18 protein-coding genes are annotated in these 24081 nt (G+C 42.7%); 3 read left to right on the top strand and 15 right to left on the bottom strand.

The window, feature by feature from the left end; all coding sequences use genetic code 11:
• Positions 1–25 precede the first annotated feature (25 nt).
• The 6 genes from BUC30_RS06320 to BUC30_RS06295 are packed head-to-tail and all read right to left on the bottom strand — an operon-like array spanning position 26 to position 6805.
• Complete coding sequence (locus tag BUC30_RS06320) at positions 26–1957, bottom strand: V-type ATP synthase subunit I (protein WP_073424071.1); 1932 nt, start codon at positions 1955–1957, stop codon at positions 26–28.
• Positions 1954–2586, bottom strand: a complete 633-nt coding sequence (locus tag BUC30_RS06315) for a V-type ATP synthase subunit D (RefSeq protein ID WP_014544951.1) — start codon at positions 2584–2586, stop codon at positions 1954–1956. Before BUC30_RS06315 ends, BUC30_RS06320 begins: the two co-directional genes overlap by 4 nt.
• Before the next feature lies 1 nt (position 2587).
• Positions 2588–3889, bottom strand: coding sequence for a V-type ATP synthase subunit B (locus BUC30_RS06310; RefSeq protein WP_073424070.1), 1302 nt, complete (start codon positions 3887–3889; stop codon positions 2588–2590).
• Positions 3882–5639 (bottom strand): V-type ATP synthase subunit A, encoded by a 1758-nt coding sequence (locus tag BUC30_RS06305; RefSeq protein WP_014544949.1) that lies wholly within the window; start codon positions 5637–5639, stop codon positions 3882–3884. The genes BUC30_RS06310 and BUC30_RS06305 overlap by 8 nt, the downstream gene beginning before the upstream one ends.
• 17 nt (positions 5640–5656) lie before the next feature.
• Positions 5657–6193, bottom strand: coding sequence for a hypothetical protein (locus BUC30_RS06300; RefSeq protein WP_073424069.1), 537 nt, complete (start codon positions 6191–6193; stop codon positions 5657–5659).
• Positions 6194–6202: 9 nt separating this feature from the next.
• Positions 6203–6805, bottom strand: a complete 603-nt coding sequence (locus BUC30_RS06295; RefSeq protein ID WP_014544947.1) for an ATPase — start codon at positions 6803–6805, stop codon at positions 6203–6205.
• Positions 6806–7184: 379 nt separating this feature from the next.
• Between BUC30_RS06295 and BUC30_RS06285 the strand changes: the two genes are divergently transcribed.
• Positions 7185–7367 carry a hypothetical protein gene (locus BUC30_RS06285; protein WP_139260797.1) on the top strand — a complete coding sequence of 61 codons (183 nt, stop codon included), beginning with the start codon at positions 7185–7187 and terminating at the stop codon, positions 7365–7367.
• Between the two features lie 103 nt (positions 7368–7470).
• Here BUC30_RS06285 and BUC30_RS06280 read toward each other — a convergent pair whose 3' ends face one another.
• The 9 genes from BUC30_RS06280 to BUC30_RS06240 form a co-directional block, all read right to left on the bottom strand.
• Positions 7471–7845: an ASCH domain-containing protein gene (locus BUC30_RS06280; RefSeq protein ID WP_073424067.1), complete on the bottom strand. Its 375-nt coding sequence runs from the start codon at positions 7843–7845 to the stop codon at positions 7471–7473.
• A 42-nt stretch (positions 7846–7887) separates the two neighbouring features.
• Positions 7888–8712, bottom strand: a complete 825-nt coding sequence (locus BUC30_RS06275) for a KilA-N domain-containing protein (protein ID WP_073424066.1) — start codon at positions 8710–8712, stop codon at positions 7888–7890.
• A 101-nt stretch (positions 8713–8813) separates the two neighbouring features.
• The gene (locus BUC30_RS06270) at positions 8814–9596 is read right to left on the bottom strand and encodes a DUF2971 domain-containing protein (protein WP_073424065.1); all 783 of its coding nucleotides are present in this window, start codon (positions 9594–9596) and stop codon (positions 8814–8816) included.
• Between the two features lie 10 nt (positions 9597–9606).
• On the bottom strand, positions 9607–13752 hold the full coding sequence (locus BUC30_RS06265; protein ID WP_073424064.1) for a hypothetical protein: 4146 nt from the start codon (positions 13750–13752) through the stop codon (positions 9607–9609).
• 63 nt (positions 13753–13815) lie between these two features.
• On the bottom strand, positions 13816–15651 hold the full coding sequence (locus BUC30_RS06260; protein ID WP_073424063.1) for a hypothetical protein: 1836 nt from the start codon (positions 15649–15651) through the stop codon (positions 13816–13818).
• A gap of 9 nt (positions 15652–15660) precedes the next feature.
• Positions 15661–17250, bottom strand: a complete 1590-nt coding sequence (locus BUC30_RS06255) for a restriction endonuclease subunit S (RefSeq protein WP_073424062.1) — start codon at positions 17248–17250, stop codon at positions 15661–15663.
• 5 nt (positions 17251–17255) lie between these two features.
• Entirely contained in the window at positions 17256–18803 is a 1548-nt protein-coding gene (locus BUC30_RS06250) for a class I SAM-dependent DNA methyltransferase (RefSeq protein ID WP_073424061.1), read from the bottom strand.
• 17 nt (positions 18804–18820) lie between these two features.
• Positions 18821–19777 (bottom strand): Fic family protein, encoded by a 957-nt coding sequence (locus BUC30_RS06245; RefSeq protein WP_211518009.1) that lies wholly within the window; start codon positions 19775–19777, stop codon positions 18821–18823.
• Between the two features lie 120 nt (positions 19778–19897).
• Positions 19898–22210: an EcoAI/FtnUII family type I restriction enzme subunit R gene (locus tag BUC30_RS06240; protein WP_073424059.1), complete on the bottom strand. Its 2313-nt coding sequence runs from the start codon at positions 22208–22210 to the stop codon at positions 19898–19900.
• A 180-nt stretch (positions 22211–22390) separates the two neighbouring features.
• Between BUC30_RS06240 and BUC30_RS06235 the strand changes: the two genes are divergently transcribed.
• Both BUC30_RS06235 and BUC30_RS06230 read left to right on the top strand, forming a co-directional pair.
• On the top strand, positions 22391–23446 hold the full coding sequence (locus BUC30_RS06235) for a helix-turn-helix domain-containing protein (protein ID WP_170861510.1): 1056 nt from the start codon (positions 22391–22393) through the stop codon (positions 23444–23446).
• On the top strand, positions 23443–23955 hold the full coding sequence (locus BUC30_RS06230; RefSeq protein WP_073424058.1) for a PIN domain-containing protein: 513 nt from the start codon (positions 23443–23445) through the stop codon (positions 23953–23955). The genes BUC30_RS06235 and BUC30_RS06230 overlap by 4 nt, the downstream gene beginning before the upstream one ends.
• Positions 23956–24081 lie beyond the last annotated feature (126 nt).

The following is a 24081-nucleotide window of genomic DNA, read 5'->3' as shown; positions in this document are numbered from 1 at the left end:
TAAGTAGCGGGATTTAACCCTTGGTTTAATTTTTTTGCTTGGCGAAGGGGCTGAATGCAAATCCGCTCCATTCAAGACCAAGTCCATTTGAAAATTCGAGTGTGTTAAGACGTACGGCATGCACAGCAACGCCCATCACGGCAAGTGCAATGTTCAGGCCATGAACGCCCAAAAGAACTAGAGCAGCACCGGCAACACCCACGGCAGAGCCAAACAGCGGCGAGAGCATTCCATTGAACGCTTCGGCGATTGCGGCACCAGACATACCCACTGCAAAGAGACGGATATAGCTGATGACGTCGGTGAAGCTGTTCACGATGTCGAGCACGAGCATCGGGATGCTGATGAAGTCCTGTTTGAGGCGGCTAGGCGGCACCGTAAAGAGCACGAGAAGCACGACTTCCACGATAAACATCGGGACGACGAACTTCGGCATGTCGATTCCAAGCACCATGTTGCATGCAAGGAAGAACATGACCCAAGCGCCCATGAGCCAGCCCACCTGCGCCATGAACGTCGAAGACTTGCGCTTGAGGCGCACAACGACATTCCACGCATGAGCAATACTCAGATGCACAACGGCAATGCAGAAGCAGAACAGCTGGATATGCTGCATCTGGGATGCTCCAGCAGCCTTCGGCACAAAGCTAGCGGGCAAGAACGTAAACGTCTCGCAGAACTGCTTGTATGCTTCAAAGCGCGTCGGATCCGTCGGAGCAGAGCTGCGAATCCAGTAGAGCACGTTGCGCACGCCTTCCGGGATAAAGTTGTAGTTAGCTATATCGAGGTAGTAGCTCCACCCTGCAAGTTCCGGCGTAAGGCCAAGAAAGTTTGCATTGATGGCGCCCCAGATGATAGTCGCCCAGCTCATCAAATACACAAAGTGGAATCCGGCACTACTTGCCTTCGGCATTTTCGAGCGTGCAAACATAGCAAGACCGAGGAACAACAGGCCATAAGCCATATCGCCCACAATCATCGCAAAGAAAAGGCTAAAGAAGCAGAGGAACACAGAGCTCACGTCAACTTCGTTGTAGCCCGGCGAAATGCCAATGATGTCATAGAGGCACTGCATCGGGCGCGAAAGCTTGTTGTAGCCGAGAAGCGTCGGGATGTTATCTTCGTCCGTCGGATCTTCAACGCGGATGCCCCAGCCGTTTGCCTTCGCTGCCGCACTGATTTCAGCAATGCGCGGTTCCGGGCAGAATCCCTGAAGTGCAGCAAGTCCCTTGTTCTGGAGCATGCTTGCAGAAGCTTCCACGAGATTGTAACGGTCCGTCACTTCCAAAAGGCGGTCTTCAAGATCGTCCTTCACGGAAGCAAGCTGGGCAAAGCGTTCGTCCACAGCAGAAATCGTCGTGTTCGATTCCTCTTCAATCATTCGATATTCTTCGAGCGACTTGAGAGGCATGGCGAGTTCCGTAAACGCACCCTTCACAGATGCAGGAGCATCGCCCTTCGTGAACACGGCAATGTACGTGCCATTTTCATCCTTGCCAAAAACATGCTTGTAAGCGTTATCGCCTTCGACTTCAAAAGGATCCTTGGAAAGATCGACGAGATAAAGGCGAACAAAGATGCCCTTTGCGGCAAGTTCCTTGACCGTACGCGGATCGAGATTTCCAAAAGCGTGGAGCTTTTCAAGTTCTTCCTTGGCTTGCTCCAGCTGGATTTCGGCATTTTTCTTGTCCGAAATGAGCGTCTGGATTTCTTCGACGAGCGTTACACCGCTTGCACCTTTCGCTGCAGGCGTAACCCCCTTGCGAAGCTTATCCGGAACGACTTCCATCGCCTTCTGCACACGGGCCACAGCACCCTTTGCACCGTTCACAGATGCACCAACGGCATTCTGGAGCGGAGTCAAATGAATAATTTCCATTTCGCGCAGAGCCTTAAGGGTTTCTTCCTTATGGCTTGCAAGCGTAAGAATGGTCACCTTCTTCATAGGAGTAATCATGCGGCAACCTCCTTACTCTGGGCGTCAAGTGCAAGCGCCTTAGCCGTAGCCTTGCCCTTTGCAAGCTTACTACGGGCCACACCGCTTGTCTGCTGGTCACCCAAGAAGATATTGATTTTGCGGATGTTATCCTTAGACTCGGGAATTTTCACCTTTTCGAACAGGTTCACACGCTGGCTCGTGGTACGCAGTTCCTTCGAAAGGAGTTCGTACTGCTTTTCGAGCACGCGGCGTTCCAGGCGCAAAGAAATCAAACCTTGCAAACTGCGGATACCATCGTCGAGCCACACCGGAGTCGTAAAGAAGTCCGGAATGTTCACGTTGAATTCCACGCCGCTAAACGTCGGAATCTTCACGCCGGCAATGTTACCCTCGCCCTGTTCGACACTCTTCACCGAGAGATAGTTTTTCCACTCAATGGGATCGGCAAAAAGCGAAATCCACGAAGCCATACTCTTGCGGAGCTTATCCTCTTCTTCGCGTTTCGCCATCACCTTCTCCTGGAGCGTACGCATTTCCATCTGCAGCTGCTGCTTTTTCAGAAGCAACGTCGGCAGATAGCGCTGGAAGCGCTTCAGTGCGTCACGTTCCGCCTTGAGGGCGTTTTTAGTTAACTTGACCTTAGCCATATTACCACTTCTTCGGCCAGTACTGATTGATCATCTTGGTGGGGATACCGGTTTCTTCAGGAGTGAAGCAATCGGCGAGGATTTCCCATCCGAGATCCAAAGCCTTTTCAAGAGGGATGTTCACAGAAAGGTCCATCATTTCCTTTTCGAAGCGTACGCCGTACTTCAACAGCTTCTGGTCCCAGTTGCTCATGTTGAAGCCCATGGATTGCTTTTCCAAGGTTTCCTTGTAGCTTGCGTACAGCTGAATCATGGTGTTCATGATGGTACGGTGGTCGCTACGGGTCTTGCCGTTCACCTGCTGCTTCAAGCGGCTCAAAGAACCGAACGGTTCGATACGGCCCTTGCGCAAGTAGAACTGACCTTCGGTAATGTAACCCGTGTTGTCCGGAACCGGGTGCGTCACGTCGTCGCCCGGCATGGTGGTCACAGCCAAAATCGTGATAGAACCAGCGTCGCTGAAGTCCACAGCCTTTTCGTAGCGGCTTGCGAGCTGAGAGTAAAGGTCGCCAGGATAACCACGGTTAGACGGAATCTGTTCCATCGTAATAGCGATTTCCTTCATGGCGTCGGCAAAGTTCGTCATGTCCGTGAGGAGCACGAGCACATTCTTGCCTTCGGTTGCAAACTTTTCAGCAACAGCGAGGGATGCATCCGGAACGAGCAAGCATTCCACGATCGGGTCAGATGCAGTATGCATGAACATCACCGTACGGGAAAGGGCACCGTTCTTTTCGAGGTAATCCTTGAGGTAGAGGTAGTCATCGTGCTTGAGGCCCATGCCGCCGAGGATAATCACGTCGACTTCAGCCTGCAAGGCGATACGTGCCAAAAGTTCGTTATACGGTTCACCAGCAATCGAGAAAATCGGGAGCTTCTGTGAAACGACGAGCGTGTTGAACACGTCAATCATCGGGATACCCGTACGCACCATCGTCTTCGGGATGATTCGCTTAGCAGGGTTCACAGAGGGGCCGCCAATCGTGATGCGTTCGCCATCGACTTCCGGGCCGTTGTCACGCGGCTTGCCAGCACCGTTAAACACGCGGCCAAGCAAAGCATCGCTGTACGGAACCTTCATCGGTTCACCGAGGAAGCGCACTTCGGAGTCCGTGGAAATACCACGGGCACCCGCAAAAACCTGCAAGTCCACGAGGTCACCGTCAATGCGGATCACACGGGCAAGAGAAGTACCGAAAGAGCTCGTTACCTGAGCCAGTTCCTGGTTTGCAACGCCTTCGGCTCTCAAAGTAATCACAGAACCGGCAATGCGTTCAATACGATGGTAAGCAACATTATGCATTAGCAGAAACCTCCTTTACGGAAGCAAAAATACTGGATTCGAGATCCTTGAATTCCTGAGAGTCAAACGCCACGCGGTTCCAGTCCTTGGTAGCCTGCGTGAGCTTGAGGAAGAACGTACGGGCGACATCCTTTTCGGTAAACGTCATCGGCGTCATGAGGATGGTGTAAATCTTGTCGAACACGTACTTCTGGCGTTCTGCAGAGCAAGCGGCGTCGATTTCGTTATAGGCGTCCTGCTGCAGATAAACGGCATCAAGATATTCAGATTTCAGATAAACAATGAAGTCTTCGATCGAAGTACCTTCTTCGCCCACGACCTTCATCATGTTGTTCACGTCCACGCCATTAGCGAGGATAGAACGGGCCTGAGCGACCTTCTTGGAATCGATGATACCTTCGTACTTGGACCAGGAATCGAGCGGGTGGATAGCCGGGAAACGGCGCTGGTCAGAACGTTCACGGGAAAGGCCGAGGAATGCGCCCACCACCTTCAAGGTAGCCTGGGTCACCGGTTCTTCGAAGTTACCACCTGCCGGAGACACGGAACCGCAAATCGTCACGGAGCCGGTCGAACCGTCCTTGAGGCGGACAACGCCACCGCGTTCGTAGAAGGAAGCGATCACAGATTCGAGGTAAGCCGGGAATGCTTCTTCGCCCGGAATTTCTTCCAAACGGCCACTCATTTCACGGAGAGCCTGAGCCCAACGAGAAGTGGAGTCAGCGAGGAGGAGCACGTTGAGGCCCATCTGGCGATAGTATTCAGCGAGCGTCACGCCGGTATAAACGGAAGCTTCACGAGCGGCCACCGGCATTGAAGACGTGTTACAAATGATAAGCGTACGTTCCATCAAGGACTTACCCGTACGCGGGTCAATCAATTCCGGGAATTCGCGAAGGGTTTCCACCACTTCACCAGCACGTTCACCGCAAGCTGCCAAAATCACGATGTCCACGTCGGCATAACGGCTCATGAGCTGCTGGAGCACGGTCTTACCGGCACCGAACGGGCCCGGCGTACAGAACGTACCACCCTGCATCACAGGGAAGAACGTATCGATAATGCGCTGCTGCATAGTAAGCGGCTTGGACGGGCGGAGACGTTCTTCGAAAGCCTTGATCGGCATCTTGACCGGCCAGGTCTGCACCATCGTCACATCGACAGTTTCGCCCTTATCGTTCTTGAGCTTTGCGACAACATCTTCGACAACGCGGTCACCGGCAGTCGTAATGTAATCTACAGTCCACTTGCCAAGGAGCTTGAACGGCACCATGATGCGATGCGAGAAAACACCTTCCGGAACCGTACCGAGCGTATCACCAGCGACAACCACATCGCCAGCCTTAGCGACCGGAGTAAAAGCCCACTTCTTGTCACGCGGGAGAGCCTTCAAGTACTTACCGCGCTGGAGGAAGAAGCCGCATTCGTCAGCGAGCTTCGGCAGCGGGTTCTGAAGACCATCAAAAACTTGAGTAAGGAGACCCGGACCAAGTTCAACAGAAAGAAGTTCACCCGTAAATTCGACTTCGTCGCCAGCCTTGAGGCCAGTCGTATCTTCGAACACCTGGAGTTCAGCGTAATCACCACGGATACGAATCACTTCGCTCTTAAGGGGGATGATTTCTGTCTTACCTGCTTCGTTCTTCGAAATGAGCTTTGCATAAGCCACTTCGTTCTGGGAAACGGCGCTTTCAAACTTGACACGAATCAGGTTTCCGTTCACGCCGGTTATTTTTCCGATACTAGCCATTGAAAATGGACCTCCACTCATTCCTGCCTGTATGCAGGATCGTTTTCATTAATAATATTGATGACGGCCTTGTCGCCTGCGATATCGTTCAAACGAGCCCAACGCTCGCAGATTCTAAGCTTAATCGCATAGGCGTAGACGTGCTTGATGGTCCCCTCGCCTACACCGGCAAGGCTATCCACAAGCCAAAAACGGGCGCGGTCGATATCCAGTTCCTTTTCAAGCGGATTTGACTTCATGAACGCGTCCTGAATCATCTTCGCAAAGGTGACGTCATAACCAGAGAATGAACGTTCCGCAAAACGCACTTCAGGGCCCCACGCCTGGGCGCGGAGCCTACCTGAAACGTTTCTCATCTGGGTTTCGCGGGACTGGTATTCCCTAACAAATTCATCATCGCTCTCTTCGCCCGCTAAAAGGGCGTCGAGCGCTTCGAGTTCTGGGGCGTCCAGCACACCTTCGCAACGGCCACGGAACTCGGCCATGCTAAGGGGCGGAACGTCGCCCAGTTCTAGCATCGGAAGCGATGCCATCAAATATGCTGGACTGCTCATTGGACCGCCTTATTTGCCCTGGGCGGCCTTGTTTACAATCTTTGCAAGTTGCGGTCTGAGCAAGGCAGAAAGAGATTCCGCCATTGCCTGTTCTGTAAATTCGTGGCTGACCTTGCCGCCATCGAGCTTAACGCGGAAGCCAAACTTGACGCCCTTGTCGCTTTCGACCTTGACGCCAGCCTTGAGCTGCTTTGCAAACTCGCCCATCACAAAGCTCGTGAGGGCCTTGGCATCGGCTTCGGAGAAGTTGATTTCGATGTCGGAGGTATAGCTCTTTGCAACTGTGAGGAGCATGTTCTTCACGGTCGATTCATCGAGAGACTTGTCAATCTGGAGGCTGAGAAGATCAAGAATCATCTTTTCGAGGTTCTTGCCCACCGAGAGGAGCAAATCGCGAGCGGACTGTTCCAAAGTGCGTTCGCTGCGTTCTGTAAATGCTTGAGCTTCCTTGTCGGCGTTTTCGAGTTTTGCTTTGGCTTCGTCTTCGGCAGCCCTGACAATTTCGGCCGCCTTGTCCTTTGCCTTAGAAATAATATCTGCTGCTGCGAGTTCTGCCTTTTCGACAGCATCCTTCTGGATGCGTTCCATAAGGGCTTGCAAATCTTCTGCCATTTAAATCTCCAAATTGAACCAAAACACCCCTTTTAAGGGCATTTTTATTAAACACAGAAAAGAATATACTAGGAAAATTTGGAAAAAGACAAGAAAATCGACAAAAAATTGCGAAAATATTGTTTACTTACACAAATGGAGGATAAAAAGACCAAAAGGAGCGACAAAAGGCGTAAAACCTCAACAAAAAATGGAAAGCGCTTTACAAAATTTGGGAAAAAAAGCCTATTTTTAAAGTCGCGGTTGATCAACGCACCGATATCTATAGTTGACAAAATGAGTGTTTTTGCAAACCAAAGCGGCTTCTTGACAAGGACGTCATCAAGGATGTATCTTTGACAGGGTACACGGACGAAACGCTTTTGAATGAGGTGACGAAATGACGGATTTGCTTTACGAGAAACAAGGAGCTTACCTGCAAGGAAAAGGTGATGGCATTCTTGAATCTGCACAGCTTATGATCGATGCTGGCATTTTGACACCCGAAAAAGCAGCCGAACTCTTCAAAGTCCGTAAAGAAGATATACTTTCCAAGAAAAAAAGTTCGAATTTGGCTAAATAAAGCCTATTCTTAAGCCGCCAATCAAGCCCGACTCTGTCGGGCAATTTTTTTTACTGTGACATTTTACTGTGACATTTTTTCATGTCACAGTAAAAATTTGGATTTACCCATCAATATACACGAAAGACTGCGGAGCGGCGGTAATGCCGTATTCAGCAAGCGTCTTGGGAGTATCAAATTTTTGCAATTCACCTAACTGATATGCGTATGCCACCGATTTGTCTGCATAATAATCCATAAACTTCGGACGTGATATTCCTGCATGAGCACGAGTTTTTTCCCAAAGTTTTTTCGGAGAATCTTTCAAAACGCCTAGAACTTCAACCATCGCAACCACCTTCATTTCAGGAGCGGTTGAATAAATGAGAATTCGGTCGACTTTACGTTTGGCGACACTTCTGCGGAACTCATATTTCTTTGAGCCGTCAAGAATTCTGTGAACATATTCAGGTTTGATGGAAAGGAGAATTGTGGACATGGTTTGTTATTCAAGAAAATACGCAGGAATACCCCAATACACTTACTTTTCACTATCAATCAATAGTTTCCGTCCGTCAACATTCTCAAGGACCTTCATTTGCTGGATGGCGATTTTGTTCAATTTTTCCAAGCGTTCTGATTGAGGAAGATTCTCGTTTATAAAAACGGCATTCAAGTTTTCCATATTAGAAAGGCAAATAAGTTGGTTAATTGAAGCGTAATCTCGGATATTACCTTTTAGTGAAGGGTTCTCTTCACGCCATTCCTTGGCTGTTTTTCCAAACATAGCAACATTGAGCATATCAGCTTCATCTGCATACACGAAAGATTTCTGCAGTGCAGTAAGCTTTGGAGGAATCAGATTCTGTTTAATCGCGTCAGTATGTATGCGATAATTAATTTTCGCCAATTCCCGTTTAGCGCTCCATCCAATTTGTTTTTGCTCTTCTTCTTTAAGACGCTGGAATTCTTCGATAAGATACAACTTAAAAGATACACTTATTGCAGAGCCAAATTCAAAAGCAATATCCTTATGGGCATAGGTGCCGCCGTAACGCCCTTTCTTTACAACTATGCCAACGGCATTCGTTTTTTCAATCCATTCACTACAGCTCAGCACGAATGTGGGCAATCCGGCTTCTTTTCTAAAGTGGTCAAATTCGACCACTTTAAAATCGGGATTGTGAATAGTCTCCCAAGTACCTAAAAATTCCAATGTATAACGATTGCGAAGCCAATTCTTTATAACATCAGCCGCACGAGCATCATTTTCCTTAGCCCCAGCCATATCCGTCAAACAAATGTAATCACGATTATCAAAACTGATAACCGAAATTTCTGTATTTTCTACTGTTATCTTTGCCATATATAGATCGCTTTCCGTTTTTCTAAAGGTCACTCCGTTATCCCATTAAATATACATTCTCATCAAGACATAATTTGACATTTTAGAAGTCGTGTGCGAAATCAACCAAAATCAATGGCTTGTGGTTTCAACCGAAACGCATCAGGATCAACAGTCATCTTAAAAATTTTCATTTCAGGATTAAGCCATCTTGCGACTTTCAAGAATTCAGCCTGCTTAGATTTTTCCATATTAATACCAAGATAGAGTTCGCAAAAACATTCTCTTCCTATAACCGGATAAAAGCGAACATCTTCGTAATCAACCGAACCATCTGCCTTTTTAGCACTATCAGAATATTCTGAAGGGATTGCTCCAACCAACGGTTCTGTCAGTAATAAACGGACTTCCTTTTCATGTTCCCATTCTTTGGCTTTTGTTGACAGCTGATAACGAGTATAATTAATCATGTCTATTTTATGAAAAAAATCTGGTTTATTGAGAATGTCCTTGTACTGCACTTCCAATTGTTGTACACCAAAATTGAATCCATTCATCATCCGAGATAGATACTTATCCGCTTTTTCCATATCTATGCCGATACAAATGCCGTTGTAACTGCTGTAAAAGCACCACATAAGAAGAGATTCATAGACTTTAGATAAGCTGCAAATCCAAGTACGCTTGCGTAAGTTCTCGTATTGGCAAGATTCCATTTTTTCAATCAAATGTGACGGCCATCTTTTGCATCTTTCTGCAGGAACTTTAGAAAAATCTATCAAACTAGAATGGCAATCAAACGGATCATTTAACCTAGTGGCATTAGCAAATCGAAGATTGTGGCATTTCAGCATCTTCAAACCACCATCGGCATCAAGGTATTTATACAACTTGGAAGTAATCACTATTATCCTGCTATCTTTTGAAAAAATTCATCTCTGTTTTTAGTTTTTTCTTAGCTCTATCAAAATATGCTATTCCAGAAATGACTTGACCTTCTATATACTCATCATCGTTCTTTTGATGAATGTTTTTCTCTCCCAAAACTGTCCAGAAAATATCCAAATTATTTTCATTCAAAGCATTCAACAAATCCTCCTTACGTACAAGCAAAGACGAATTACCCTTTCCATCTACAGAGGGATCTACACAAATAATCTCCCCCATTTGATTTGTGTATTTTCCGTCATATTCACTCGGACCAATTTTTAGAATGTCGTATAACAACTTTGATGGTTTAAGATATGATAGAGTGTTTTCTTTAGAAAAATCCTGTTCATTTTCCCAAAAATAATGGTAATTGGTAATTCCAACTTGCCCAACAACAGTAGATTCATCAACTAAATTTTCCCATAAATCAGATCCATACACAGAATAAAATGCATCTGACCAATAATACTCTTTGTCGTAGACCTCAAAACATTCACTATTTTCAGGCATCCACCTACCAAAGAAATTTTTGTTTTTAGCCCACTTTTTTATCTTACTAGATTCACTTTTTTTGAAAATGTATGCCTTAAGCATATAGTAAAAATCTTTTTGACCGATGTAAAAGGGCTTTTCGCCCAATTTTAGCGGTTGCTTAAAAACCAAGGTTTCCCCTAAAGAAAGCCATTCTTTCCCATTATTATCTTTTCGACAAATAAACCTGACTGGGTTCGGTAAATTTGATTTCGACTTAATCCACGATAAATTATCTTCATCCCAAAAAGATTTGTCCAACCGTTCCGAAGGACCTTCTTTTATGGATTTAGTTAATAATATTGTCGGGTCAATATCTCTTACATATGGTTCAAATGTTCCGACATATTTTACCTCATGATTTGCACAATCATAAACATTTCTTTTTACTTCACAATTATCGGCTACACGAGCAAGAAGATTGAAAAAAGCTATCCACTGGTATTTCTTACCTATTCGTTCTATTTGTGATTGTTGACGGTCAGAACTGCCTACAGAATCATCAAATGCACCATGTAAAGTATAGTCATAACCATATTCATCGAAAATCATCTTTATTGCATAATTACTCAATCCGTGAATATCAACATTCCAACAATCAAAAGCATTCTCCCATGTATATCGTCCAAAATCACCATACGGCATATGATCAACAGTAGCCATTGATTTAATTATTTGGTTTATACCATTTTTTCGACAATCCTTTACGCATTCCTCATATGGAACAATCATTTTTTTTATTGTTTCTCTTGTTGGCAAAATATTCGGCAAAGAACTTTTAAATGGGCCATAAATTTTACTCATATCGAAATCAAATTTAAGATTTCGGAATTTTCCATACTCTATTACATTTTTTGCATAATCCCTTAAAAGAATATCCGCATAGACCTTTTGCGTCGAAAAGACTTTTCTATAAACCTTATCACACAGCATTAGCAAATCTTCATCTTTTACACAGCGAACAGCACAGCCAAATGCCACAGCATATAGACGTTGAACGACATAAGGATCATTAACATCCGTAAACATATCAATTAAAGAACAAAGAATATCAATATGTTTATTTAGAACTCTTATTAGAGACTTCGTAGCTCGATCCCGAAGTTGCCTGTTCGAATTCGTCAAAAACCACATTAATGTTTGAGAATAAAGACGAATAGATTCTTTGGAAAGATATTCCAATGAATGCTTTTCACCCCATTCTATTAGTACGCGAACAATGTTATTTTCTTCATGGACATCATCATATATGTCGTGGATGTAGGTAGACCATTTGGCATCACGTTTGGCCATCGAAAGATTCCAAAGGTATTGATGTAAATAAAGGCTGTTCAAAGGATGATTCGGTTCCGACGAAAGCAAAAGCAAAAGTTCTAAAAAGCATTCATAGAAATCTTCGTCAGGAATAATTTCTTTTTTTATATAACTATAAATCTTATCAGTTTTTATATTTTCCTTTTTACGCCACTTAAGGCTATACAAAAAAGCGAGCTTGACCCAATATGCTTTTTTATTAGGTACGACTTCAATATATTCTATATTATACAGATCTGGCAGTAGTATTGCTATTGCTTTTATAATACCTTGATCAGTTATTCTGTTTATTTTTTCACTCTTTTTAAAAACTTGTTTTATATTAGAATATTCACTCAGTCCCTCATTCAGCAACATTTTTGCAACAATGATATTATAATAGCGTTCAAAAGCAAAGTCAACATTTGTTTGACCTTCATTGTTGCAATAATCTTTAAGCAAATTTTCTGATATCAATTCTTTATAAATTACAGAAGATTCTTTGCCAAGATTACGAACACAATTTGAAATTATTTCATGGACATTTTCTATTTTTAATTTTTTTCCATTCAATTTTTCATTTGCAATCGCCGATAAAATATTTTCAACTAAGGGATAATTAGAATCTATATCTAATTTATTGCATATTGCATTATTAGCGTTGTTTAGATAAGCATTGAAAACATCTGTTAATCCATAATATCCTTCTGGAATTTTGTGAAAACCACTCTTTTTCAATCCCTCACAAAAAAGCATCAAAAAAAGTGGATTTGAAAATTCAAGATTCAACATTTGCATCGAAGGCATTTCTATTTCATATTTTTGGAAATATAGGCTAATAGCATCATATTCAACACCAGAAAATCCACAATGTTTAATTTCAACAAAATTACAAGCATCTTCCAAGTCCAAAGTTAAGACTTTCCTTCTATATGAACTTCTTATGCTAAAAGCAACTCCCAAATTTTTGTATTTACGAATTGATGCTATAAATCCTGATATATTTCGGTTCCAAAACTTATGATAATCACATTCATTTAAAGCATCGAAAAAGAAAAGTATTCTTTCATTACACGAATCAGCAAGAGAGTCTAATGCGCCTAAAAAAACATCTCGGGAACATTCTATAAAAAGTTTTTTTAAAATTTGATCCCATAAATCGTTATCATTAAACTGATTTCCAAGGAATAAAAAAGTATAAGCATTTTTGCGCAATCTCTTCATCGCAATGTCAGCAAATAGGTGCGATTTTCCTGTTCCTGCATCGCCAACAAGCAGCATATTCGGATTCAGAAATAATTTATATGAATCCGACTCAAAATATTTCAATGAATTTAATATTATTATTAAATATTCAGAAATAGATGAACAAACATAATCAAAACGATTTTTTTCTTTCGAGCGAGACCAATTTTTCACCAATTCAATAAAATTAAACAACTGATGATGGAGATCATTTAAAATCTTTTTTGAGTTTACAACATCGTCTAACGATAATCTATCGCCTTTTTTTAAAATATCATACAGTTTATCAATTTTACAATCTATATCTTTTCCTCTTAATTCAACATCTTTGGAATATTCCTTACAATTGATTTTATCTCGATTACTTAACACCTGATTAATACACTCATAAAAATGCTTGTAAAAGAAACTTCCGCCAGACAAGCCGTCAAAAATTTCAGCAATCGGCAAATTAACATTAAGCTCAGGAGTATATCTTTTCCCTAAATTGGCAATAGACTGTTCTAGCCTATCCGCAAACCATTCCTTAGAAAAGGATTCTTCGTTAAACCAAAAATATTTTCGGCCTCTATTCTCTTCTTTACTTAACCTATAAAAAATTTCAGAATCGCCCCAAAACTCTATATCGACGGTTCTACCTTGTTTTTCTGCTAAATTCTTCCAAAGCGCAACTTTTTCATTCCAGCGATCCATCAGAGATTTATTGCTTTTTCCCGCTCGTTTTCCTTTTGTAACTGTAATTCGTGGATCAGGACGATCCAAAGGAACGCATACAATGTATTTAACCAACTTTGGATGTTTTTCTAATGCAGTCTTAAAAGATTCTTCTATTTGAGACCATTGAGCCATTCCTAAAGAAGAAAAGTATTTTGCTTGCCAACCATATTCAAAACCATCTTTTTGAACAGAATACGCCTCAACACCGCCGTCAGGTGCAGCTATTCGAAAAAAAGATTCTCGATTATCATCTTTTTCAGCCCTAGCTAATTGACATATCAATTCTTCGAAGGCTTTTTCTTGAGAACCATCAAAAATGCGGAGCTTATTCCATTCTTTATTCATAAAAAGATCCTTTACACCCTAGCTACTATAACACTCAGAGTATTTTTCATTTCTACACAAATATCATTTGCAAATTATTCGAGGTTCAACATTTATCTGAAGACAGGCGTTCACAAACATAGAGAGAATCCACAATTTTTGAAAAGCATATTCATTTTTATTTGTTGATTTTACATTCTTTTTGAAATCATTTTGCATTTTTTTTATCTGATTGACAAAATCATCTTTGTTTAAAAAATTAACAACCAAGCACATTCTTTTTTTAAACATAGGCTGCATCATTCCACATTCCCATTTTTTTATATACTCCTCAATAGATTGTTCATCAACATTTGCCCTCGGAATATTTGTCCGACTATGTTTTTTACTCCACTTTTCTTGTTTTTTTCCCAATTGTTCATGAGAAGGCAACATATTTCCCAAATTTTTTAAAGCCTGCCCCACAACATCCTGAAAATCTGATGCCGATGCGCTATCTTTTTTTTCTTTTTTATATTTGCATACAAAAAAGGATACCTCATCATCTTTTATTCTTATAAAATCAGCCCATTCATCTTCTAAATCATCGCAGAAAAGAGCAGAATCAGGCGAACTAAATTTACTTTCGACAAAGAAAAATTCACTTTTAGAATACCACTTTTTCATTCTACCAATTTTATCATTCTTTTTTTTCCTTATTTCTTCAGAATCTCCAGATTTCCAATCTAATTTTGAATTCCATTTTTCGCTTTCTATTTTGGAATCCTTCATTTCCTCATTAGACATATATTGAAGAAAAAAGGGAGCATTATTTAACAACCTTGATGAAGAAAACAATTTCCCATTTGAATAAACTTTTGCATTTTTGTCAAAATACACATTAAACAAATTTTCTTCATTAATAATTTGCTCGAGATTTTTTTCTTTAAAATTATCAAGACATTGATCAATAATTTTTATTTTCTTCCAGGTTTTATTCGACAACCAGATTCTATTATTAGTTTTTCCTGACAAAAATTCAACTTTAACAACATCATCTTTATAATTAGCCACAAAATTTCCTAATTCATCTTTTTTTACTTTTACCGAATCATAAAAAGAATCTAAATATTTATATATATTGAAATTTGGTTTACTTTCTATTATAGGAGTTTCACAAAATAAAGATTTCAGATATTCCGTATGCAGAAAAATAGACGAAGGAACAGCAGCACCATTAAACGTTTCTTGTAAAGCAAAATTTGATATAAAATTATTTTCAACATCATTTCGTTCTTTTTGTCTTAATTCATTAAAAGATTCTGCAATCCATGAACAAATTTCTTCTAGTTGAATTTTCGAACCATACTGATTAATACGAGATGAATTTACGCAAATTGATATTCTATTTTTTTCATTTTTCCCCCGTAAGCTTCGAACAATGAAATTTCCTGCATCAACTCCTGAAATATTCCGTTTCAAATCATCAGCAATATAACTTTTAGTCCATACTGATGTTTTTTGGCCATCTATATTTTGCATATTTACTGATTTAAATTTTGTTTTATCATCAATATGAAATTTTGTTAATTGTTCATATTCAATAGGATATAATTTATTTGAAATTTTTGAGGGAATATTCGTATTTTGCTTTAATATAGCAACATAATCAGAATCCATTAAAATAAAAAAATACCCTAATTTAATCTCTTTCCATGGAAAATTTTCATTTGAAGCAAAAGATGGAATTTTAGGTTTACATTTAAAAATCACTATTTGATAATCAATGTTATTATTCGTTGAAGAATAATGATATGCACCCTTTTTCAAAGATTGCAAAGCAGAATCAACATCGGCTTGCAGCAAGCCATTGCGCTTATAAAAGTACGCATTTCTACTAAATCTCAAACAATCTTTAATTGAAGCAAAATCCAGTTTCATTTTTTCTACTTATAGTACCTTAAATAATTGTTCTAATTTAGCGACGATTCGTTTTTGTTCGGCTAAAGGAGGGAGAGGAATACAACAATCCGATATGATTTCCAATGTCAAATTTGGAATTGCAGTTATTTTCTTTTGCACCAATAAGCATTTTTGAATCAAAGGACTATTTAGCGCATATATCAAATAGATTAAGTTTATGTCGTCACTTACAATAGGGCGAATTAAAGCTACTGCTTGATTTGCATTCAAAGGAAGATCCTCTTGTCGAACCAGCGCTGTTCTTCCTAGAGTTCCGGCAATGGTTATTAAAATATCATTAGCTTGTAAAATAGAACGCTGTAAAAAGCCATAATGAGTTTCCTCGCCAACATATTTAAGGCTTTGTTTGTCCAGGCTGTCAAATCCAGCTACATTTTCAGCACGAAGGAATCCTATTCCATTTTCAGCATAAGCAACATTTCCGCCTCTTGGAGTTGTTCCTTTAGTGACCAACGTTGACAAATCTTTTATTCTACACCATACCCAACTTTCGGGGATTTCAAAGGGGATTTCTTCTTCATCAATCGGAGTAATCTCTAAATCTTTCTTTTTGAGTTTTCCTTGTTTTACAAGTGATTCTTTTTCTTTTCGGATTTTGGCAAGGAGAACGGAGGCGGGTTCGTCTTTGGGGTTCTGTGGGACGAGTTTGCCTTGAATGGCTTCTTGGAGGATGCTTTTTTTGAGGGCTTCGGGGAGTTCCTTGTTGAGTTTGTCGAGTTGTTCCTGGGCGGCTCCGTATTCTTCTGCGAGCGGGAGAACTTGTTCAAGTTTTGCGACGATTCGTTTCTGTTCGGCTAGGGGCGGGAGGGGAAGAATAAGCCCTTTCAACCTATTTGCAGACAATCCCGGCATTGCAGTTCCCACAGAAACCAATCGATTTGTTTCTTTCAGCAAATAAATGAAATAATAAACGTATTCACAAATTCCATTTACACAAGGTCTTAATCGATGAATATGGTTTTGCAAACATATGTCATAATCTTCATTCCAAATAGCCGAGCGACCATATCCAGCACCACCTTCACAAACTAATAAATCACCTTTTGTGGCTGAGCAACTTTTTATTTCCTCATCAGTGAAATTCATAACCTTCACATTATCAAGAACAAATCTGCCCCAATATAAATTTGAAGTTGTTATAAATTTTTGAGGCGATCCTTTCTTATTGGAACTACTTTGTTGCTTTCCACTTGTATGATAAAAGATATCGCCAATTCTACACCACGCCCAACTTTCGGGGATTTCGAACGGAATTTCATCAGAAATGTCCTTAGGAGCGGTGGTGCCGACTTGTTCATACCAGACGCCGTTTTCACGATAGATGCGGGAAGACAAAGCCTTAGATTGCTTCATAGCCTTAGCTCCTCGCAATGACGCGTTCTTTGAACCTTTACTGGATTCTTCGCTACGCTCAGAATGACGCGATTCGCCTTCGTTTCGAGATGCGGCGATGCGCTCTAGTAGTTTTTGGGCAGATTCGTCCTTGGGATTCTGGGGAACGAGTTTGCCTTGTATCGCCCATTGCAAGATGCTGTTCTTGAGTTGCTTTCCGTCCATCGTCGCTAGCTCCTAGATCCCCGAACGGAGTCGGGGATGACAATGGTGTCAATTCCCAAAAGTTTCTGGATTTCTTCAAGCTTTTTGTCAATCTTGGCATCCAGCGCGGCGCGTTTCTTGTGGTAGTCTTCCAGGAGTTCTGCGGGTGGCAATACTTCCTCTTCTTCCTTGGGGAACTTGCACTGGTCAAAGTTGCAGTCCATTTCCACGAGTTCTTCGGGGGTGAACTTGCGGGACTTTTCGCTCACGACTTCGCCGTCGTCGTTGGTCTCGAGGATTTCTTCGCGGTTGTTCCACCAGTCCATTATGGGTTTGCAATGCTCCAGGCGCATGGGCTTCGTCTTGCTGAAGTGCTTGTAGCCTTCGGGCATGTCGAGGCGGTAAAACCAGGTTTCCTTGGTGCTGAACCCTGTCGGGGCGCCTTTCGCCTTTTCGTTGTCGAAGAACAGGATGTTCGTCGCGATGCTGGTGTAAGGGCTAAAGATGCTGCCCGGCAGGCGAATGACGGTGTGCAGGTTGAATTCGCGGAGCAGCTTCTGCTTGATGGCGAGTTTTGCGCCGTCGGTGCCGAACAGGAACCCGTCGGGGATAATCACGCCTGCACGGCCCATCTTTTTGAGGCGATACATGATGAGCACAATGAAAAGGTCGGCGGTTTCGCTGCTCTGCATGCTCGTCGGGAAGTTCAGCTTGGCGTTCATTCCGGTGCTGCCGCCATAGGGCGGGTTCATGCCGATGCAATCCACCTTGTCGCTGTCCTTGAATTCCGTCACCTTGCGGCCGAGCGAATCTGTATGGGTGATGTTCGGTTCTTCGATGTCGTGGACAAGCATGTTGGTTATCGATAGCAGGTACGGGAGCGGTTTCCATTCCTGCCCGACAATGGACGACTGGAATTTCTTTTCGTCGCTTGTTGTCTTTACGGAGGGTTTTAGGTAGTTCAGGCAACTGGTCAAGAAGCCGCCCGTTCCGCTGGTAAAGTCGCCAAAGGTTTCGCCGAGTTTCGGGTGCAGCTGTTGCACGATAAAGTCGGTCAATGCACGCGGCGTGTAGAATTCGCCTGCATTGCCCGCACTCTGCAAATCTTTCAGGATTCCTTCGTAAATGTCGCCGAAGGTGTGGCGGTCGTCGGCATCGCTAAAGTCCACTTCGTCGATGATGTTGATGAGCTTGCGTAGGATGATGCCGTCTTTCATGTACTGGTTCAAATCTTCGAAGACCATCCGCACAATCGCCTTACCGCGCGGGGTATTCTCGTTCACGGGCAAGTTCTTGAGCGTCGGGAAAAGTTCGTTGTTCACGAACGCGAGCAACGCATCGCCCGTGAGCGCCTTGCCGTCTTTCTCATCGACAGCCCAGTTGCGCCAGCGCATCTTTTCGGGAATGATGGATTTGTACTTGTCCTTGGTGCATTCCCAGATTTCTTCCTGAGCGTCATAGACCTTCAAGAAAAACATCCACACCATCTGTTCGATTCGCTGGGCGTCGCCGTTGATACCGGCATCGCCACGCATTTCGTTCTGCAATCTCTTGACCAAGTTATTTACGGACATATATTACCTTATAAAACCTATTTGACAATCCAGCGACCGGTTTTGTCGGAGCCTTCGCGAGCAATCACATCCAAGTCTTGCAACTTGGACATTTCACGATCGATTGTCCTTTCTGAAACCTTTAATTTTTTTGCAATCATTGCAATGGTGACATCACCATCGTTTATCATATCAATAATTTTCTTCTGACGCAACGAGAGCTTAATGTCGTTTGCCAATGCAGTCCCCTCTTCAACAGGAATATCCTTGAATTGTTTCAATGTATCAAGAATATTCTGGAGCATGAATTCAATAAACGGACTGCACTCCCCCGCCACAGAAGACTTCGCAATAGCATCATAATACTTTTGCTGGTTGGCATAGACCATATTTTCAACCGGCAAATGTTCAAAGGCGGGGTTCCACTTACCGAGAATAAGCGACTGCCACAAGCGCCCCATACGACCATTTCCATCGCTAAACGGGTGGATAAACTCAAACTCGTAATGGAAAATGCAAGAACGAATCAGCAAATGTTCCTTGCTCTTTTTTAGCCATTCAAACAAATCAGCCATTAACGCAGGAACTCTGCCCGGCGGAGGCGCTAAATGGATGCACTTTTTCCCATTGAAAACGCCTTCGTTACAACTACGGAACCGCCCTGCATCAAGAGTTATACCGTGCATCATTACGCCATGAGCCTTTAACAAATCCCTAATAGAAAAGGGATTGAGCTTAGGGTATAATTCATAAGTTGCCAAAGCGTTTTTGACTTCAATGATTTCGCGTTGTGAAGCAAGAACTCTTTTGCCGTTGATAATGTCGCTCACTACATTTTCGCTTAATGTATTACCTTCTATAGCAAGGGAGCTGTGAATGCTCTTGATTTTATTCGCCTTACGCAACTTGAGCTTATCCGCTTGTTCCAAGCGAATGACAAAGCGCTCTATCAACGACGAAATTTCCGTTGCAAGAGAAAGAATCTCAGAATTCAATTTAAAGGGCGGCTGATACACTTATTACTCCGACATATAACCTGACAAATAGAGCGACATTTACACTGACATTTACTACGACAATTAGACCGACAAATACAACGACATCGTAAATATATATTATGCGACATTGTCGGTCAAGTAGAGCTGTTTTTTCAGGTCTATAACGGCGGCTTCATAGCCTTCTCGCCCACCAAAGAGCTTCATAATCTTGGGAACCGTGCCGATATGGCTAAACGGATCCAATTTCAGAACGTCATTCTGCTCCATCTGTAAAATTCCATCGTCGGCATACTTGACAAGCAAAGCCTCTAGAACTTCGCGCGCCTTACCCTCATATTTCGCTAAATAATTACGCTTTTTCACATTATTTGCGCGCTCACGACGCGTCAATGGTTTCTGGTCAAAAGCCACATGGCAAATGATGTCGAAAACATCCACTTTAGCCAAGTCGGGATTCGCTTCGCGGATTGCATCAATCAGTACATCGTATTCCTTGAGTTCATCGACAATAGCGGCCTTACGAGCTTCGGCAGACCAGCGCTTGATAAAATCGTCCAGCGTTGCAAACTTGCCACGGATGTTCTTGCGGGTAAAATCGGTAAAACTTTCAACCACTTGCGTTTTACCATCAGCGCCCAGATACGAGACCGTTTCGGCATCAATTTTTACTTCGACATGGTTGATGTAATACTTTTTCGGACCTGGATTGTAAGGATGCTTGGGCTCATGCAAACCACCACCGCCGCCACCATGCGCAGGCTCTTCAGGCATTTCGGGTTCACCGTCAAATTCAGGATCCTTGAACATCTGCGTTGCATTGCGGAAATCAAGGATTTCAAAATGCCATTTGCCCTTGTCCGTCTTGAGTCGGGTGCCGCGACCGACAATCTGCTTGAACTCCGTCATCGTGCCAATTTCCTTGTCGATAACGATAAGTCCGCAAGTTTTGCAGTCTACGCCCGTACTCAACATTTCAGAAGTCGTCACCACAACCGGGTAAGCTTCATCAGGCTCAATAAAGTTGCCAAGTTGCTTTTTCCCGACGGCATCATCGCCTGTAATGCGCATGACATAGCGGGAATCTTCCCTAACCATGTCGGCATTCAAATTCACAAGCAGCTGACGCATCGCTTCGGCTTCTTCCACATCGGTACAGAAAACAATCGTCTTGGTCATACGACCAATCTTGTATAGCATCTGCGTAATGCGACGTGCGACAACTTCACGACGGGTCTTGATAACTAGTTCTCGCCCAAAATCTGGACGCTGATACAGCTGTTCCGGGATGACGTTGCCGAAAAGGTCTATTTCCTGCGGACCTTCTGGCGCCCAGCCTTTCAAATCCACATTCAAGAAACTGTTTGTCACGCGATACGGAGCAAGGAAACCATCTTCAATACCTTGCTTCAACGAATACGTGAAAATCGGTTCGCCAAAGTATTCCAGGTTATTGGCACCATTCGCGACCTTAGGCGTAGCGGTCATGCCAATTTGCGTTGCTCCGCTGAAATATTCAAGAATCTTTCGCCATTCGGAATCTTCTTTTGCAGAGCCACGATGACATTCGTCCACAAGAATCAAGTCGAAGAATTCAGGCTTGAATGCGGTAAACGGATCGGGTACACCCTCATCGTACGAAACCAACTGCTGATACAGCGCCATATAGATTTCATAACTGGAATCCAGTTCCTTACCCTTCACTTTTGTCATAATTTTCTTGAAGGGTTTGAAATCCTGACCCATGGTCTGGTCAATAAGGACATTGCGGTCGGCAAGATACAAAATCTTCTTTTTGCATTCAGACTTATGCAAGCGTTCGATAATCTGGAACGCCGTATAGGTCTTGCCTGTACCCGTTGCCATCACGAGGAGAATTCGTTTGTCTCCGCGAGCGACGGCTTCCACAGTGCGGTTAATCGCGATTCGCTGGTAATAGCGCGGAGCATGAGTGTCCGCATCCCAATAGTAAGGCTGGTTAATGACCTTTTCTTGTTCGGGAGTAAAATTCTTTTTTGCTCGTACGCGTTCAAGGAGCTGTTCACGTGTCGGGAACTTGTCTAGCGGAATTTCCGTTTCGGTTCCCGTCAAAAAGTCGTGTTCTACAAAGCCATCGCCATTGCTGCTGTAAGCAAAAGGGATGTCAAGAATCAGGGCGTAATCCATCGCCTGTTGCAAACCGCCACCTACAGGGTGATTGTTGTCTTTTGCCTCGACAATAGCGATTGGGTAATTCGGCGAAGAGTAAAGCAGGTAATCTGCCTTTTTACCCTGTTTGCGGGCATGCTTGCCACCCTGGAAAATAACGCGACCATCGGTGAAATACTTTTCCATACGCATATCTTCGGCCGCCCAGCCTACAGCGTTCAACGCCGGCGTTATGTAGCGGTTCTTGATATCTTCTTCGGAAAGTTCTTTCTTGTTCGGATTCATGAGCAAACCTTATTAGCAAATATACATCAAGAAAGTGACGAAAATCAGCAGAAAACAAGGATTTTAGAGCGTTTTATGAGATTTATAGGAAATTTCATTGAAACGGCAGTATTTAGCGCTATTGCATTTAGTTTACAAATTATATAGATTTATGTATATTCGTAAACTAGGGAGATGATTATGGCGGACCTTAAGATTTTTTCAACTCGACTTAGAAACGCACGCATAATGCAAGGCTTGTCTATGGATCAACTTTGCGAATCCATGGGTAGCATCGTTTCGAAAATGACCATATCCAAATACGAGAACGGCTCTCTCGCTCCGAATAGTACTAACATCATCGCCCTCGCCAAGGCATTAAACCAACCCGTCGATTATTTTTTTAGACCATTTTCGGTACAAATTGAATCGGTCAAATTCCGAAAAAAAAGTTCTCTTCTGCAAAAAAAAGAGAACAGCCTCCGTGAAGTAATCGCAGATTTAATGGAACGCTACATCAACATCGAAGAAATTTGCTCAGAATCGCCAAATAAATCTCAAATTTCACAGGTAAAGGTTTCTTCTGCCAAAGATGTTAAGGAAGCGGCTTCGACGGTCCGTAAAGAATGGGCTCTCGGTTTGGGAGGCATAGTCAATGTCATCGACTTGCTTGAAAATCATGGCATTAAAGTTATAGAGATAGACGCTCCAGATTCTTTCGATGGGATGAGTTCGCTCGTCAACGAAAAATTCCATATAGTCATCTTAAACAAAAAATTCTCTGCCGAAAGAAAGCGCTTTACAGCACTTCATGAGCTAGGACATCTCATTCTTCATTTCCCTGATTCAATAGAATCAAAACAAGAAGAATCTTTCTGCCATTTATTTGCTAGTGAAATGTTGATTCCAGAATCAGAGATTAAACGTATTCTTGGCAATACGCGCAAGGATATTTCTTATCAAGAACTGAAAGCCATTCAGCTTGGTTACGGAATATCATGCGATGCGATTATGTACAAGGCTAAAGAATGCGGAGTTATTACAGAACAACGCTATCGGACATTCTGCATCCAGAAAAATAAAGCCAAAGGATTCAAGGCTCTTATCGAATCAGCATTATATCATCAAGAAGAATCAACGAGGTTTGTACGTTTGGTGTATAAGGCTTTAAGCAAAGAGCTTATCACCTTTTCAAAAGCAGCAAGCCTTTTGCATCAGGATATTGAACAAGTACGCAGGGATCTTGCTTTAGTATGATTCAAGAACGTATTGTCATCAGTGATGCAAATATCTTTTTTGACTTACTTTCAGTCAGTTTACTGGAAGCGTTCTTTGCCCTGCCCTGTGAAATTTGCACTACCGATTTAGTGATTAACGAAATCACGAAACCTGAACAGATTAAGATTATTCAAAAATTTATCAAATCAAAGAAATTAAATGTCGTTTCTTTCGATGCAGAAGATTTTAGCCAAGTCATTCTACTACAATCCAATTGCCAGAATAATGCTTCAATGGCAGACTGTTCTGTTTGGTATTATGCGAAAAAGGTAGAAGGCAGATTACTGACCGGTGATGGAAAGTTGCGTTCAGCAGCGGAAAAAGACAATGTCAAAGTTTCCGGCATCCTGTACTTATTCGACAACTTCATTGAATACAATATTTTATCGCCTTTGGAAGCGGCTGAAAACCTTGAAGATTTAATGAACATTAATATGCGATTACCTAAAGGCGAATGCACTTCTCGAATTAAGAAATGGCATAAGTAATTGATATTTAGATTCAAGCCGGGCGTTGCGGGCTGGCGTCTGAAGCCCGCTCGAAGGGGTAGCGAAAGCCTTGGTTGGAAACCAAGGCTGCAGCGAGGGGGATTCCTCCCCCATTCCCATAAAAAT

The sequence above is a fragment of the Fibrobacter sp. UWB7 genome (genome assembly GCF_900142945.1).
Lineage (GTDB): Bacteria > Fibrobacterota > Fibrobacteria > Fibrobacterales > Fibrobacteraceae > Fibrobacter.
This window is presented reverse-complemented; position numbering and strand designations above follow the sequence as displayed.

What these genes read in the sequence shown, in the direction of transcription:
- BUC30_RS06255 (WP_073424062.1), bottom strand. Translation starts at nt 17,250, where the DNA reads ATGGACGGAAAGCAACTCAAGAACAGCATCTTGCAATGGGCGATACAA.
- BUC30_RS06280 (WP_073424067.1), bottom strand. Translation starts at nt 7,845, where the DNA reads ATGTCCACAATTCTCCTTTCCATCAAACCTGAATATGTTCACAGAATT.
- BUC30_RS06240 (WP_073424059.1), bottom strand. Translation starts at nt 22,210, where the DNA reads ATGAATCCGAACAAGAAAGAACTTTCCGAAGAAGATATCAAGAACCGC.
- BUC30_RS06300 (WP_073424069.1), bottom strand. Translation starts at nt 6,193, where the DNA reads ATGAGCAGTCCAGCATATTTGATGGCATCGCTTCCGATGCTAGAACTG.
- BUC30_RS06250 (WP_073424061.1), bottom strand. Translation starts at nt 18,803, where the DNA reads ATGTCCGTAAATAACTTGGTCAAGAGATTGCAGAACGAAATGCGTGGC.
- BUC30_RS06230 (WP_073424058.1), top strand. Translation starts at nt 23,443, where the DNA reads ATGATTCAAGAACGTATTGTCATCAGTGATGCAAATATCTTTTTTGAC.
- BUC30_RS06305 (WP_014544949.1), bottom strand. Translation starts at nt 5,639, where the DNA reads ATGGCTAGTATCGGAAAAATAACCGGCGTGAACGGAAACCTGATTCGT.
- BUC30_RS06315 (WP_014544951.1), bottom strand. Translation starts at nt 2,586, where the DNA reads ATGGCTAAGGTCAAGTTAACTAAAAACGCCCTCAAGGCGGAACGTGAC.
- BUC30_RS06320 (WP_073424071.1), bottom strand. Translation starts at nt 1,957, where the DNA reads ATGATTACTCCTATGAAGAAGGTGACCATTCTTACGCTTGCAAGCCAT.
- BUC30_RS06285 (WP_139260797.1), top strand. Translation starts at nt 7,185, where the DNA reads ATGACGGATTTGCTTTACGAGAAACAAGGAGCTTACCTGCAAGGAAAA.
- BUC30_RS06265 (WP_073424064.1), bottom strand. Translation starts at nt 13,752, where the DNA reads ATGAATAAAGAATGGAATAAGCTCCGCATTTTTGATGGTTCTCAAGAA.
- BUC30_RS06310 (WP_073424070.1), bottom strand. Translation starts at nt 3,889, where the DNA reads ATGCATAATGTTGCTTACCATCGTATTGAACGCATTGCCGGTTCTGTG.
- BUC30_RS06275 (WP_073424066.1), bottom strand. Translation starts at nt 8,712, where the DNA reads ATGGCAAAGATAACAGTAGAAAATACAGAAATTTCGGTTATCAGTTTT.
- BUC30_RS06295 (WP_014544947.1), bottom strand. Translation starts at nt 6,805, where the DNA reads ATGGCAGAAGATTTGCAAGCCCTTATGGAACGCATCCAGAAGGATGCT.
- BUC30_RS06235 (WP_170861510.1), top strand. Translation starts at nt 22,391, where the DNA reads ATGGCGGACCTTAAGATTTTTTCAACTCGACTTAGAAACGCACGCATA.
- BUC30_RS06260 (WP_073424063.1), bottom strand. Translation starts at nt 15,651, where the DNA reads ATGAAACTGGATTTTGCTTCAATTAAAGATTGTTTGAGATTTAGTAGA.